Annotated in this window: 15 protein-coding genes; 6 read left to right on the forward strand and 9 right to left on the reverse strand. The window is 64.9% G+C overall.

The genetic code is table 11. The features are described from left to right. Nucleotides 1-7 precede the first annotated feature (7 nt). Nucleotides 8-319, reverse strand: coding sequence for a hypothetical protein (locus tag AYK61_RS19865; protein WP_128645236.1), 312 nt, complete (start codon nt 317-319; stop codon nt 8-10). A 69-nt stretch (nt 320-388) separates the two neighbouring features. Further along, a complete protein-coding gene (locus AYK61_RS19870) occupies nt 389-922 on the reverse strand; it encodes a CGNR zinc finger domain-containing protein (RefSeq protein WP_121872081.1) in 534 nt (177 codons plus the stop codon). Nucleotides 923-961: 39 nt separating this feature from the next. Between AYK61_RS19870 and AYK61_RS19875 the strand changes: the two genes are divergently transcribed. After that, on the forward strand, nt 962-1,963 hold the full coding sequence (locus AYK61_RS19875; RefSeq protein WP_121872082.1) for a DMT family transporter: 1,002 nt from the start codon (nt 962-964) through the stop codon (nt 1,961-1,963). A 7-nt stretch (nt 1,964-1,970) separates the two neighbouring features. Here the strand turns inward: AYK61_RS19875 and AYK61_RS19880 are convergent, their stop codons facing one another. Then, the gene (locus AYK61_RS19880; protein ID WP_121872083.1) at nt 1,971-2,615 is read right to left on the reverse strand and encodes a TetR/AcrR family transcriptional regulator; all 645 of its coding nucleotides are present in this window, start codon (nt 2,613-2,615) and stop codon (nt 1,971-1,973) included. Between the two features lie 73 nt (nt 2,616-2,688). On the opposite strand from AYK61_RS19880, the gene AYK61_RS19885 reads away from it, so the two are divergent. The 3 genes from AYK61_RS19885 to AYK61_RS19895 are packed head-to-tail and all read left to right on the forward strand — an operon-like array spanning nt 2,689 to nt 5,769. Beyond that, a complete protein-coding gene (locus AYK61_RS19885; RefSeq protein WP_121872084.1) occupies nt 2,689-3,555 on the forward strand; it encodes an SDR family oxidoreductase in 867 nt (288 codons plus the stop codon). 26 nt (nt 3,556-3,581) lie between these two features. Further along, nucleotides 3,582-5,072: an NAD(P)/FAD-dependent oxidoreductase gene (locus AYK61_RS19890; RefSeq protein ID WP_121872085.1), complete on the forward strand. Its 1,491-nt coding sequence runs from the start codon at nt 3,582-3,584 to the stop codon at nt 5,070-5,072. A 37-nt stretch (nt 5,073-5,109) separates the two neighbouring features. Further along, the gene (locus tag AYK61_RS19895; protein ID WP_121872086.1) at nt 5,110-5,769 is read left to right on the forward strand and encodes an NADPH-dependent F420 reductase; all 660 of its coding nucleotides are present in this window, start codon (nt 5,110-5,112) and stop codon (nt 5,767-5,769) included. Nucleotides 5,770-5,799: 30 nt separating this feature from the next. Here the strand turns inward: AYK61_RS19895 and AYK61_RS19900 are convergent, their stop codons facing one another. From AYK61_RS19900 to AYK61_RS19910, 3 genes are all read right to left on the reverse strand, one after another. Then, nucleotides 5,800-6,081, reverse strand: a complete 282-nt coding sequence (locus AYK61_RS19900; protein WP_121872087.1) for a protealysin inhibitor emfourin — start codon at nt 6,079-6,081, stop codon at nt 5,800-5,802. Between the two features lie 10 nt (nt 6,082-6,091). Next, nucleotides 6,092-7,129 (reverse strand): M4 family metallopeptidase, encoded by a 1,038-nt coding sequence (locus AYK61_RS19905; RefSeq protein WP_121872088.1) that lies wholly within the window; start codon nt 7,127-7,129, stop codon nt 6,092-6,094. Between the two features lie 175 nt (nt 7,130-7,304). Further along, entirely contained in the window at nt 7,305-8,978 is a 1,674-nt protein-coding gene (locus AYK61_RS19910; RefSeq protein WP_121872089.1) for a phospholipase D-like domain-containing protein, read from the reverse strand. A 54-nt stretch (nt 8,979-9,032) separates the two neighbouring features. On the opposite strand from AYK61_RS19910, the gene AYK61_RS19915 reads away from it, so the two are divergent. Continuing rightward, a complete protein-coding gene (locus AYK61_RS19915) occupies nt 9,033-9,881 on the forward strand; it encodes an aldo/keto reductase (protein ID WP_121872936.1) in 849 nt (282 codons plus the stop codon). A 66-nt stretch (nt 9,882-9,947) separates the two neighbouring features. Here the strand turns inward: AYK61_RS19915 and AYK61_RS19920 are convergent, their stop codons facing one another. Together AYK61_RS19920 and AYK61_RS19925 are read right to left on the reverse strand one after the other, a co-directional pair. Then, nucleotides 9,948-10,589, reverse strand: coding sequence for a 3-oxoacid CoA-transferase subunit B (locus tag AYK61_RS19920; protein ID WP_121872090.1), 642 nt, complete (start codon nt 10,587-10,589; stop codon nt 9,948-9,950). Beyond that, nucleotides 10,586-11,347, reverse strand: a complete 762-nt coding sequence (locus AYK61_RS19925) for a CoA transferase subunit A (protein ID WP_121872091.1) — start codon at nt 11,345-11,347, stop codon at nt 10,586-10,588. Before AYK61_RS19925 ends, AYK61_RS19920 begins: the two co-directional genes overlap by 4 nt. 143 nt (nt 11,348-11,490) lie before the next feature. Between AYK61_RS19925 and AYK61_RS19930 the strand changes: the two genes are divergently transcribed. Next, entirely contained in the window at nt 11,491-12,267 is a 777-nt protein-coding gene (locus AYK61_RS19930; RefSeq protein ID WP_183130365.1) for an IclR family transcriptional regulator, read from the forward strand. Here the strand turns inward: AYK61_RS19930 and AYK61_RS19935 are convergent. Further along, entirely contained in the window at nt 12,264-12,536 is a 273-nt protein-coding gene (locus AYK61_RS19935; RefSeq protein ID WP_121872092.1) for a hypothetical protein, read from the reverse strand. The genes AYK61_RS19930 and AYK61_RS19935 overlap by 4 nt on opposite strands. Nucleotides 12,537-12,665 lie beyond the last annotated feature (129 nt).

The raw sequence follows: 12,665 nt of genomic DNA on the forward strand, positions 1-12,665 counted from the left end.
TGTGGAACTACTCGCGGTGCGGAGTTCTCTCACCCGTATTGGGGTCGACGTCGAACAGTTGGTCGGTGTTGTCGGGGGCGTAGACGACGGTGTTCGATTCGAGGGCGCGTCGCCTGGCGCCGTCCCGAATGGCGAAGAATCCGCCTGCGAACAGCACGATCACGGCGATTCCGGCGATGATCGCCCAACCTTCGAAACCGCCCGCCAATGCGGCGATCAGACCGCCTGCGGCGGCGATCCCGGCGAAGATCAGTACGACGGCCAGCATGTTCTCGACTGCTCTGGCCCAGCTTGTCTTGGTAGGCCTTTTCTCGACCATAGGGGCAATTCCTTTCCATCAGCTCGGACGGCGGATACCCGAAAGCCCGTCGTCTAAGCCCCCGTAGTGCTATTGGGCCTTACGTGCCCGATACGCGGCGACGGCCGCGCGGTTACCGCAGGTGGTGCTGCAGAACCGACGCGACCGGTTGCGCGAGAGGTCGAGGACGAGCCCGTTGCAGTCCGGATCGGCGCAGACGTCGAAGCGCGAGAGCTCGTCCGCTCGGATGACGTCGATCATGGACATCGCGGTCTCGACGACGATGCGGGTCGCGAGTGGACTGTCGTCGGCGACGGCATGGATGTGCCAGTCGAGATCTCCGTGCCGAACCAGTCGGGGTAGGGCCGAGGACTCGGCGAGCAGACGGTTTACCTCGACCACGGCGCCGTCACGGCTGCTGGTGAGCAGCGCGCGCAGGGTCGGCCGCAGTGCCCTCACCGCCTCGAGCTCGGCGTCGTCGCCGTCGAAGCGGCCGGAATAACCCTGTTCGGTGAAGAACTCGGCGAGCTGCTCTCGTGTGGTCAACGTGTCCGGCTCCTCGGCGGAATTGACCAGAGCCACGGCCGCCAGCAGTGACAGTTCCGCGTCATGAGCAAAAAGCATGTTGACACCTTACCAAGTCACTCCCTACTGTCACATGTCATGACGGCTTACACTCATGACGCGAACGTGGATCTCGCGGCTACCCGCGATGCTGCCGCACGGTCGCGTCGACTCTCGGGACTCGGTTTCGCGCTGCTCTCCGCGGCGTCCTTCGGGCTTTCCGGCTCACTCGCCAAGGGATTGCTCGACGCCGGCTGGACGGCCGGGGCCGCGGTCACCGCGCGGATTCTGCTCGCCGCAGCCGTCCTGCTGATTCCGTCGATCCTCGCGTTGCGCGGGCGGTGGAGCTTGCTGGCGAAGAACTGGAAGCTGCTCCTCGCGTACGGAGCCTTCGCGGTAGCCGGGTGCCAGCTCGCCTTCTTCAACGCCGTCGGACGGATGGAGGTGGGGGTGGCGCTGCTGATCGAGTTCACCTCGCCCGTAGCCGTCATCGGCTGGATGTGGTTCCGTCACCAGCAGCGTCCGGGCCGCCTGACCGTGGTGGGCGCACTGCTGGCCGCGATGGGTCTCGTGCTCGTGCTCGACCTGATCTCCGGTGCCGACGTCGACAGCGTCGGCGTGCTGTGGGCGCTGGGCTCGATGGCCGGTGCCGCTGTCTACTGGGTGCTGTCGGCAGACGAGAGCAACGGACTCCCGCCGATCGTGCTCGCCGGCGCAGGCCTGCTCACCGGTGGGCTCATCCTGCTGGTCGCCGGACTCGTCGGCATAGTCCCGTTCGCCGCCCCGCTCACCGACGTCACCTTCGTCGACGCGGTTGTGCCGTGGTGGGTTCCGATCATCGGCCTCGGCGTCGTGACCGCCGCGCTGGCCTATGTCCTCGGGATCGCCGCGGGCCGACGCCTCGGGTCGCGGTTGGCGTCGTTCATGGGATTGATGGAAGTCGTTGCCGCACTTGTATTCGCGTGGCTGCTGCTCGGGCAGGCTCCGGCACCGATCCAATTGGCCGGTGGCGCACTGGTTCTGCTCGGCGTGGTCGTCGTCAAGTCCGGCGAGCGGGCCACGGCGGAGGAGCCGGTGGAGCCGCTGCAGAGCAGGGCTTGAAAACTCACTAGCCGTCGACGCGTCCGAACACCACCGCGGCCAGGATGGTGTGGGCGCTGGCGATCACCGAATCCAACGGCTCACGTTCTGGGGAGAGCAGCCATTGTTGGGCGATGGTGAGGACCGCGCCCACCAGGCCCATGGCCAATGTTCGACGGTTGGGCCCGGCGAGGCCACGGCTGGACCCGACGGTCTCGGCCACCTGAAGCACCGTCGTGGAGAACGAGTTGGTGGTCTTGCGATACAGCGCGTCGACGGTAGGGGATACGCCGAGGATTTCCACGAAGGCGATTCGAGCCGATTTGGGCTGCTCGGCGACGAACGTGAAGAAGCCGGTGAGGGCCCCTCTGAGCACCTGTTCGCTGGAATCCGTTTCTGCGGCTGCGCCGACGAGGATGCTCTCGCGCATCGCGTCGGTGGCGCGAGCGTAGGTCGCCATCAGCAGGTCCTCGCTGTTGGTGAACGACTCGTAGAAGTAGCGCTTGGTCAGGCCTGCCTCGCTGCAGACCTTCTCCACGGTTGCCGTCCGGTAGCCGGTGGTGCCGAAGACTTCGACGGCCGCGTCGAGCAGGCGGATTCGACGCTCCTGTTGCCTCTGCTGCGGGTCGGCACCTCGGTAGGTGCGGCCGACTTCACTGTGATGAGTGGTCACACACAGATCTTGACACCGCTCGGTATCAGATGCAAAGTGTTCGCAGACAAGCATTCCGATCGAGGGGGAGCACATGGCGGCGACGACGCTACGCAACAAGGTCGTTCTGATCACCGGAGCAGCGCGGGGAATCGGTGCCGCCACCGCGCGGACGCTGGCGGGCAAAGGTGCCCGGCTGGTACTCGTCGACGTCGACGAGGCCCCGTTGCGAGAGCTGGCGACGCAGCTGAAGGCCGAGGCGTTCGTGGCAGACGTACGGAATCTGGACGACATGCAGCGGGCCGTCGACGGCGGAATCGAGGCGTACGGCGGCATCGATCTAGTGCTCGCCAACGCCGGAATCGCCAGCTACGGATCGATCATGCAGGTCGATCCCGCGACGTTCCAACGTGTCATGGACATCAACGTGATGGGCGTGTTCAACACCGTCCGCGCCGCCTTGCCGTCGCTGATCGAGCGCAACGGCTACATCCTCGTCGTCTCCTCGCTCGCTGCGTTCACTCCGTGCCCCGGCCTGGCCGCGTACAACGCCAGTAAGGCTGCAGCAGAACACTTTGCGAATGCCCTCCGGCTCGAGGTCAACTACCGAGGCGTCGACGTCGGTTCCGCGCACATGGCATGGATCGACACACCGATGGTGCAGGACGCCAAATCCGATCTCACCGCATTCCAGGATCTGCTCGCGGTGCTGCCCGGCCCGCTCGGCAAGACCATGACCGTCGAACAGTGCGTCGACGCGTTCGTCGACGGCCTGGCCAAGCGCAAGCGTCGCGTCTACGTGCCCCGGTGGGTGGGCGCAGCGTCGTGGTTCAAGGCCGTCATCACCTCGCGGGTCGGCGATCGCAGCATGCTCGAGCACGTGCCGACGATCCTGCCGAAGATGGACGAAGAAGTAGCCCGCCTCGGCAGGTCCGAGAGCGCTCGCAACAAGACCAGCTGACCCAAGACATCGAAGGAATCGTTGACATGACTGCAGTACTGTCCTCTCCCGAGGTCGACGTCCTCATCATCGGTGCCGGCCTTTCCGGGATCGGGGCCGCGCGCCACCTCGGGCACGATCTGCCCGGCAAGACCTACGCCATTCTCGAGAGCCGCGGCGCGATCGGCGGAACGTGGGATCTGTTTCGCTACCCCGGGATTCGCTCCGACTCCGACATGTACACCCTCGGATACAGCTTCAAGCCGTGGATGGGTGAGAAATCCATCGCCGACGGCACCGACATCCGCAACTACATCGTCGAGACCGCACGAGAAGCAGGCGTCGACAAGCACATTCGGTTCCATCACAAGGTCGTCGCTCTCGAATGGTCGTCCGAGCAGCAGTTCTGGACGGTGACGGCGCAGCGTACCGATACAGACGAGACGGTTACCATCACCGCGTCGTTCGTGTTCTCCTGCAGCGGTTACTACAACTACGACAAAGGGTTCACCCCCGAGTTCGCCGGTCGCGAGAACTTCGGCGGCCAGGTGATCCACCCGCAGCACTGGCCCGAGGATCTGGACTACTCCGGCAAGAAGGTAGTGGTGATCGGTAGCGGCGCAACGGCAATCACGTTGGCCCCCAACCTGGCTCGCGACGCCGAGCACGTCACGCTGCTGCAGCGCTCGCCCAGCTACGTTCTCTCGCTTCCGTCGCAGGACCCGATTGCGCAGACCCTGCGCAAGCGCCTGCCGAAGAAGTTGGCGTACAGCGTCACTCGGCTCAAGAACGTGTCCATGGCGATGCTGATCTACACCTTGAGCCAGAAGTACCCGGAGTTCATGAAGAAGCGGATCCGGACGATGCAGGAGGGGTGGCTGCCCAAGGGTTACGACCTCGACACCCACTTCACCCCGTCCTACAACCCGTGGGATCAGCGTCTGTGCCTGGTGCCCGACAACGATCTGTTTCGTTCGATTCGCAAAGACGAAGTCTCGATCGTCACCGATCACATCGAGACGTTCACCGAGACCGGCTTGAAGCTGAAGTCCGGCCAGCACCTCGACGCCGACATCGTCGTCACGGCAACGGGATTGAACCTCTCCGCGCTCGGCGGCGCGACGTTCCGTGTCGACGGCGAGGACGTGGAACTGCCCAGCACGATGGCCTACAAGGGCATGATGCTCACCGGTATCCCCAACTTCGCCTTCGTCGTCGGATACACCAACGCCTCGTGGACGCTCAAAGCCGACATGGTCTCGAACTACGTGATGCGACTGCTCGCGCACATGGACGAGAAGGGATACAGCACCGTCGAACTCGAGCGCGACCCGTCGATCGACGAAGAGCCGTTCCTCGACTTCGCAGCGGGCTACGTGCTGCGAGCGGTGGACAACTTCCCGAGGCAGGGCAGCGAGACCCCGTGGAAACTGCGGATGAACTACTTCCGCGACCTGCCGGTGCTGCGCTACGGCAAGGTCGTGGACAAGGCCATGAAGTTCGGCCGTCCGCGGTCGAAGGTCTCCGTCGGATCCTGACGGGAATTGTTTCGGGTCGGGTGTGTTGGTTCTCGATATGAAAATTGGAATCATCGGTAGTGGATTCATCGGCGGCACCCTCGTTCGTCGGTGGGCAGCGCTCGGTCACGAGGTTCGATTCTCGAATTCACGTGACCCGGAGACCTTGGCGGATCTGGCTGCGGAAACCGGGGCGATGGCAGTGTGGGCCGCCGACGCAGTGCAGGACGCCGACCTGGTGCTGCTGAGCATCCCGCAGAAGAACGTTCCCGATCTTGCCCCGGGAATTTTCAGCGCCCGCAAGCCGGGGGCCCCGATCATCGAGACCAACAACTACTACCCGCAGCAGCGCGACGGGTTGATCGAGGACATCGAGGGTGGGACGCCCGAAAGTGTGTGGGTGTCCCAGCAACTCGGTGAGCCGGTGATCAAGGCGTTCAACGGAATTTGGTACAAGCACCTGCTCGAGAAGGGCGTGCCTGCCGGAACCAGAGGTCGGATCGCACTGCCGATCGCCGGGGACGACGACGATTCCAAGAAGATCGTGTTCTCGGTGATCGACGAGCTCGGATTCGACCCCGTCGACGGCGGAACCCTCGCCCAGTCATGGCGTCAGCAGCCAGGAACGCCCTCGTACGGCAAGGACTTCGGAGTCGACGCCCTCGTCGAGGCGCTGGGGCAGGCAACCGACGAACGCAGTGCGGAGTGGAAGGCCTGAGCTCGATTCTCGGGCTACTCGACGCGGCAACTACTTGACGCGGCCTTCGCGGAGTGTGCGCTCCGCGAGGTCGCGTAGTGGCCCGGTCAGGTTCGAATCGCCCACCCGGCACGAGTGCTCGCCCACCGACACGCTCCAGACAAAGGTGTCGCGGGCGTTCGACTCGGCTGCGTCGGCGGCTTGCTGATCGGCAATGTACGGCTGCGCTGCCTCGACCAACGACTGCCATTCCGGCTCGTCGGTCTCGACGACTCCGCGTTTGGACATCCCGGCGATACCACCGGTTCGCAGTACCTCGATGCGCAGGCTCATCTGCCCTCGATCACACCCGATCGTCGCTCGGCTCCCGTGTTGACTGAACTCCCACGGTAGACCAACCCTGGGCCACGGCCCTGGCAACGTCGGAACCGGCCCCGAATCGCTTGGTTGCTGCTGCAAGGGTCGCGGCGGAGAACCCGGCGAAATCGACTGTCGGGGAGAGTCCGCCGACGGTCATCGTGTCGAACCAGACCTGCCCGACGCGATCCCAGGCCGGGCCACCGAGCGTGGTGGCAGCCACGGCGAACGCGCGATTCGGGATGCCCGAATTGATGTGCACCCCACCGTCGTCCTCGGTGGTGACGACGAAATCGTCCATGCTGGCCGGCTGCGGATCCTTACCGAGAACGTCGTCGTCGTAGGCGGTGCCGGGTTCGATCAGCGAGCGCAACGCCTTGCCCTGCACCGCGGGCAGGAACAGGCCTTCGCCGATCAGCCACGACGCGTCCTCGGCGTTCTGCTCTGCCGTGTACTGCTCGACCAGTGCGCCGAACACATCGGAGATGGACTCGTTGAGCGCGCCGGCCTGGTTCTTGTACTCGAGCGGGGTGGTGTACTGCGTGAACCCGTGCGCGAGTTCGTGTGCGATGACGCCGAGCGAGACGGTGAATCGAGCGAAGACCTCGCCGTCACCGTCGCCGAACACCATGCGCGAGCCGTCCCAGAACGCGTTGTCGTAGTCCTGGCCGTAGTGCACCGTCGCGTCGAGGGGCAGGCCGCTGCCGTCGAGACTCGAGTACCCGTAGACCTTCTCGAAGAACGCATAGGTGGCCCCGAGGCCGTCGTAGGCCTCGTCGGTCGCAGCGTCGCCGGTGGGATCCTCGCCCTCGGCCCGCACCTGCTGGCCGGGTAGATCGCGAGTGGACTTGGCATCGGAGATCGTGCGCTCGAGCGTGCCGCCGGTGCGCGGAGCGATGGCGGTGCGAGCCTGCACCACCTCGCGTCCGGCGCGCATCTCACGATCGGCGAGCAGCGTGGCGCGAGCACCGGGACCCTGCAACCGCTCGAGCAGAAACGGTGGAACTACGGAATGGAACGTCATGCGGACCCCCTACGAGTTGGCGTGACCCCAGTGTGCACGAGACCACCGACACGTCCGCGAGCTCGAATGGCGGTTCGCCCGTGTTCGCCCCCCGGCCTGTCCCTGCCGAAGGGATGAATGGCCCATTCAGTCGATCTGAGTGACTCGGACCGACATCGATCCCGACCGGGGCTCGTCAGAAACGACGACGCAGGCGCATTCCGATCGGGCGGCCGTCGGGGTCGACGAACAGGCGGTAGGCGAATGCGGCCAGTCGCTGCTGCCACACGGGTGGCACGGAGATCTCGTGTCGGCGAAGCCTGCCGGCGGGGCGCGGGCCCGAGGACGGGTTGCGGTGCCACTCGTCGAGCGCGGTTGCGCTCGCCGAGATGGCGTCGAAGAACTGCTGCGGATCCACCAGATCGGCGTCGTCACCGTCGGCGCGGCCGAGGTGCTCGCGAGTCAGTTCCAGACGCAGGTTGCGGGCGTGAACACGCGCACCGTCGCCCAGACCCGCCGGGTCGAGAGGTTCGCGGGTGTCTCGTTCTTCGTCGACGATCGCCGCAGTCAGCTCCGAATCATGGGTCCAGGAGCGGCGATTGAAGTTGTCCGAGCCCACCGCTGCCCAGACGTCGTCCATGATGCAGACCTTCGAGTGCACGTACACCGGTATCCCGCGGTCGTTCTCGATATCGAGAACCAGCACACGATCACCACCGGCAGCGCGGATCACCTCGAGCGCGGCCGAGTGTCCCAGCAGCGCAGAGGGAATGGTGAGTGGGCTGTCGTCGTCGAGGTGCTTGGGAACCACCACCACCAACCGCAAGTTCGGCTTGCGGCGCAGTGCCGCGGCGAACACCCGCGCCACGTCGACCGACCACAGGTACTGGTCTTCGATGTAGATCAACTCGGTAGCTCGGTGCAGAGCCTTGGCGTATGCACGTGCCGCGCTGCGCTCGCCCTTGGTGGCGAACGGGTAGGCGGGTCGCCGACGCGGGTAGGTGCGCAGCAGCTGCACCGAGCAGGTGCCCTGCGGATCCGGCGGCGCAGCCGCAGTCGGTAGCTCGGACGGTTCCCGAGTCACCCCGCGCAGCATGTCGGGTACGGCGTGCCAGGGGAGGCGGGACAGCGCTGCGGGATCCTCCCAGCGCTCTCGAAAGACATCCTCGACGTCCCGCACTGCGGGTCCCTCGAGCTGGACCTGAACGTCGTGCCAGGCCGGGATCTCGCCGTACTCGGGAGGGAAGGGACGTGAGACCGGATCGCCGAAATGATCGGCGTCGTCGCGTCGGGCGCGGGCCAGATCGATACCACCGACGAAGGCGACGTCGGGCAGATCTTTCCTGCCGTACCGCACGACGACGAACTTCTGGTGGTGGCTTCCGGTTACCAGCACGCGCTGGTCGAGGATCACCTCGCCGCCGGCCTCCTCGAGCCGTAGGGCGAGCTTGCGATTCTTCGGGCCGGTGAAGCCGAACGTCTCCATGTGCGAGCGCCACACCATGCCCTTGACGACGCCACCGCGGTGCGCCACGCCGGTGAGCGCATCCTCGACGGTCACGCCGTCGTCGGTGAGCAGCTGTTCAGGGTCGCCGCGCCAATCGGTGAAGAGCACCAGATCGTCGCGTTCCGTCCGCGCGAGTGCCTGCGCAAGCGCCGCAAAATACGTCTTGCCGTGCACGAGGTTCTCGACGCGGTTGCCCTCGGTCCAGGCTGTGATTCGAGTGTCGTCGTTGCCGCGCTCGGTCGCGGTGAGGAACCACGGGTGCGCAGGATCGAAGTGCCGAGTCGGGGCGGTCAGAGCTGCGGTGGACCGGCCGAGATTCTCGGCAACCCCATCGACGACGCGCCGGATGCGCTGCACTATCACGTTGGCATCATTCCATCCGGTTTGAAGCGGGGGGAGGTCGGGCACCCGAGCGATATGACTCAGGTACCCAACGTCACGCTCAGAAACGGCAAGCAGATCCCGCAGCTCGGCTTCGGCGTGTTCCAGATCGATCCCGAGAAGACGGCCCAGGCCGTCGAAACGGCCCTCGAGATCGGCTACCGCCACATCGACACCGCCGAGATGTACGGAAACGAGAAGCAGGTCGGCGAAGGTATCCGCAACTCCGGCATCGACCGCGAATCGGTCTTCGTCACCAGCAAGCTCAACAACGGCTTCCACAAGCCCGACGATGCGCGGACGGCATTCGACAAGACGCTCAGCGACCTCGGCACCGACTACGTGGACCTCTTTCTGATCCACTGGCCGCTCCCGACCCGCTACGACGGCGACTTCGTCTCCACCTGGAAGACGCTGGAGGAGTTCGTCGCCGACGGCCGAGCTCACAATATCGGCGTATCCAACTTCCAGCCCGCCCACCTGGACCGGTTGGCGGAGGAGACCGAGACGGTCCCCGCGGTGAACCAGATCGAGGTGCACCCGTACTTCGTCAACAACGACGTGTGGGCCTACGGCCGTGAACACGCCATCCCCACCGAGGCGTGGTCACCGATCGCCCAGGGCAACGTTCTCGACGACGCGGAACTGAAGCGAATCGCCGACGCCACAGGCAAATCCGTCGCACAGGTGGTTCTGCGCTGGCACATTCAGCGCGGCAACATCATCTTCCCGAAGTCGGTGACGCCGGAGCGCGTCAAGGCCAACTTCGAGATCTTCGACTTCGAGCTCAGTTCTGCCGATGTCGACGCCATCACAGCCCTTGACAAGGGTGAGCAGGGCCGTAACGGCCCGAACCCGGATACCTTCGACATGATTCCGGACTAGTACCTCGAACTGTGGGCTCGAACGTGTTCGTCACGTTCGAGCCCACAGTTGTGTCACGTGATTGACTCACGTGATCGTGAGCGCCGATCCCGTTGCGGCGGTGACCTCTTCGGATGTCACCCCGGGTGCGAGCTCGGCGAGTGCGAGTGTTCCGTCGCCGACGACCTCGATGACCGCGAGGTTCGTGATGATGCGATTCACGACGCCTTGGCCGGTCAACGGCAGAGTGCAGGCGTTCAGGATCTTCGGGTTCCCGTCGCGATCGGTGTGTTCCATGACTACGATGACGCGCCGGGCGCCGTGCACGAGGTCCATCGCACCGCCCATGCCCTTGACCATCTTGCCGGGCACCATCCAGTTGGCGAGGTCGCCGGTTCGCGAGACCTGCATACCGCCCAACACGGCGGTGTCGATGTGGCCGCCGCGGATCATGCCGAAGCTCAGCGACGAATCGAAGTACGCCGCACCGGGATTGATGGTGACCGTCTCCTTGCCCGCGTTGATCAGATTGGCGTCGACCTCGTCCTCGGTGGGGTACGGCCCGGTGCCGAGGATGCCGTTCTCCGAGTGCAGGGTGACCTTGACCGAGTCGGTCAGGTACCCCGGGATCAACGTCGGCAGTCCGATGCCGAGATTGACATATTCCCCGTCGACCATTTCCGCTGCGGCGCGCTCGGCCATCTGGTCGCGTGTCCATCCTGCACTCATGCTCGAACTCCTGAACTGACGGTGCGCTTTTCGATGCGCCTGTCCTGTGGCCCGGTATGCACGACACGTTGGACGAACACGCCGGGAAGATGTACGTGGGCCGGATCGATCTCGCCCGGCTCCACCAGATTCTCGACCTGCGCGATGGTGATCCTGCCCGCCATCGCGGCGAGGGGATTGAAGTTCATCGCAGTCTTGTCGAACACGAGATTTCCTGCTGTGTCACCGATCTCGGCGTGTACAAGCGCGAAGTCGGCGTTGATCGACTCCTCGAGAACGTAGCGCTTGTCGCCGAACACCCGAGTCTCCTTGGGTGGCGACGCGATCGAGACGGAACCGTCGGCGTCGTAGCGCCACGGCATTCCGCCGTCGGCGATGGGACTGCCGACTCCTGCTGGGGTGAAGAACGCGGGAATTCCGGTGCCTCCGGCGCGAAGTCGCTCCGCCAGAGTTCCCTGCGGGGTCAGTTCGACCTCGAGCTCGCCGGCCAGGTACTGCCGGGCGAACTCCTTGTTCTCGCCGACGTAGGACGCAGTGACACGGCGAATTCGTCCGGCGGCCAGCAGGATTCCGAGCCCGTAGCCGTCGACGCCGCAGTTGTTGGAGAACACTTCGAGCTCGTCGGCGTCGGTGTTCGCGATGGCGTCGATGAGGGCGTCGGGGATGCCGCACAATCCGAAGCCGCCGACCGCGAGGGTCGCTCCTCGGCCGATGTCCGCGACCGCCTCGGCGGCGGACGCGTAGGTCTTTCCAGTCACTGGTAGCTCCTGATGTGTTCGTTGAGCAAACGTTGTAGTCAGTGAACCTGAGCTGTGCGTACAGGTGAAGTGAATGCCGGTTTTTGCTCGTTCGGTGAACGGATGCGAACTTGGCGTCCGCTGAGTGGACGTACGATGGCCGGGTGACCTCAGCGGATGCCAACGCAAGTGTGATCGGCAAAATCTGTTCGTTGCTGCGCGCAGCGGGAAGTGAGGAGCCGTCGGGTGCCTCGACCACCGCGCTCGCTCGGGCGACCGGTATCGCGAGACCGACCGCACATCGCCTCCTGGCGTCTATGGCCGACCAAGGATTCGTCGACCGCGACTCCGCCACCGGCCACTGGTCATTGGGCCCGGAGATCTATCTGCTCGGATCGATGGCGGCATTGCGGTACGACATCACCGACCAGGCTCGAAAGATAGTGCAGGCGTTGGCCACCGAGAGCGGAGAAAGTGCGTTTCTGTCGGCCCGGCGAGGGGTGGAGACCGTGTGCCTGCTTCGGGTGGAAGGGAGCTTTCCGCTGCGCTCCCACGTGCTGTACGAGGGAATTCGGCTACCGCTCGGGGTGGCGTCCGCAGGCCTGGCAATTCTTGCGCACCTTCCCGATCGGGAGGTGGACGGGTACCTGAGCGGAGTCGATCTCGTGCCCGAGTGGGGAGACAGTCACTCCGACAACGAGATTCGACGCCGCATCGCACACACCCGCACCACCGGATTTGCCGTCAACCCGGCGTTGCTGGTGGAAGGCAGCTGGGGCCTCGGCGCTGCCGTGTTCGACCGTGCCGGAGGTCCTGCATGGGCACTGAGCCTGACGGGTGTCGAGACGCGATTTCGCGACGACCGACGTCGGGAGTTGGGCAAGCTGCTGCTCGACGCGGCACACCGACTCACCGTGCAATTGGGGGAGCGGCCCGCTTAGCTGTCGAGTTCCTCCAGGATGTCCGCGGCGTCTTGGCTACCTGCGGCGGCCAATCTCTGCAGCTCGGCGCGGTCGCCACGTTCACCGGCGAGCTCGACGAGGATGTCGACGGCATCGCTGCTGCCTGCATCGGCGAAAGAGCGGAGTTCGTCGAGGTCGTGTCGAGAGCCTGCGAGTTCGACCAACTCGTCGATGGCATCCTGATCGCCGCGGGCGGCACGCCGGCGCAATTCGACTGGTTCCGACGACGTGGAATCGGGCTCGCTCATGGAGTGGAGTGTAGAACGATTCGGCGGATAGCTGCAGGTCAGCTGCATCATTTTCAGCTCGAGCGTTCTTGTCGGTGGGTCGAGATAGTCTTCACCTGGTTCGAACGCACGTTCTGAAATTGTTGCTCA

The organism is Rhodococcus sp. SBT000017 (genome assembly GCF_003688915.1).
Lineage (GTDB): Bacteria > Actinomycetota > Actinomycetes > Mycobacteriales > Mycobacteriaceae > Rhodococcoides.

Coding starts and splice junctions, on each gene's coding strand:
- AYK61_RS19865 (WP_128645236.1), bottom strand. CDS start 319: ATGGTCGAGAAAAGGCCTACCAAGACAAGCTGGGCCAGAGCAGTCGAG.
- AYK61_RS19870 (WP_121872081.1), bottom strand. CDS start 922: ATGCTTTTTGCTCATGACGCGGAACTGTCACTGCTGGCGGCCGTGGCT.
- AYK61_RS19875 (WP_121872082.1), top strand. CDS start 962: ATGACGGCTTACACTCATGACGCGAACGTGGATCTCGCGGCTACCCGC.
- AYK61_RS19885 (WP_121872084.1), top strand. CDS start 2,689: ATGGCGGCGACGACGCTACGCAACAAGGTCGTTCTGATCACCGGAGCA.
- AYK61_RS19890 (WP_121872085.1), top strand. CDS start 3,582: ATGACTGCAGTACTGTCCTCTCCCGAGGTCGACGTCCTCATCATCGGT.
- AYK61_RS19895 (WP_121872086.1), top strand. CDS start 5,110: ATGAAAATTGGAATCATCGGTAGTGGATTCATCGGCGGCACCCTCGTT.
- AYK61_RS19900 (WP_121872087.1), bottom strand. CDS start 6,081: ATGAGCCTGCGCATCGAGGTACTGCGAACCGGTGGTATCGCCGGGATG.
- AYK61_RS19905 (WP_121872088.1), bottom strand. CDS start 7,129: ATGACGTTCCATTCCGTAGTTCCACCGTTTCTGCTCGAGCGGTTGCAG.
- AYK61_RS19915 (WP_121872936.1), top strand. CDS start 9,033: ATGACTCAGGTACCCAACGTCACGCTCAGAAACGGCAAGCAGATCCCG.
- AYK61_RS19920 (WP_121872090.1), bottom strand. CDS start 10,589: ATGAGTGCAGGATGGACACGCGACCAGATGGCCGAGCGCGCCGCAGCG.
- AYK61_RS19935 (WP_121872092.1), bottom strand. CDS start 12,536: ATGAGCGAGCCCGATTCCACGTCGTCGGAACCAGTCGAATTGCGCCGG.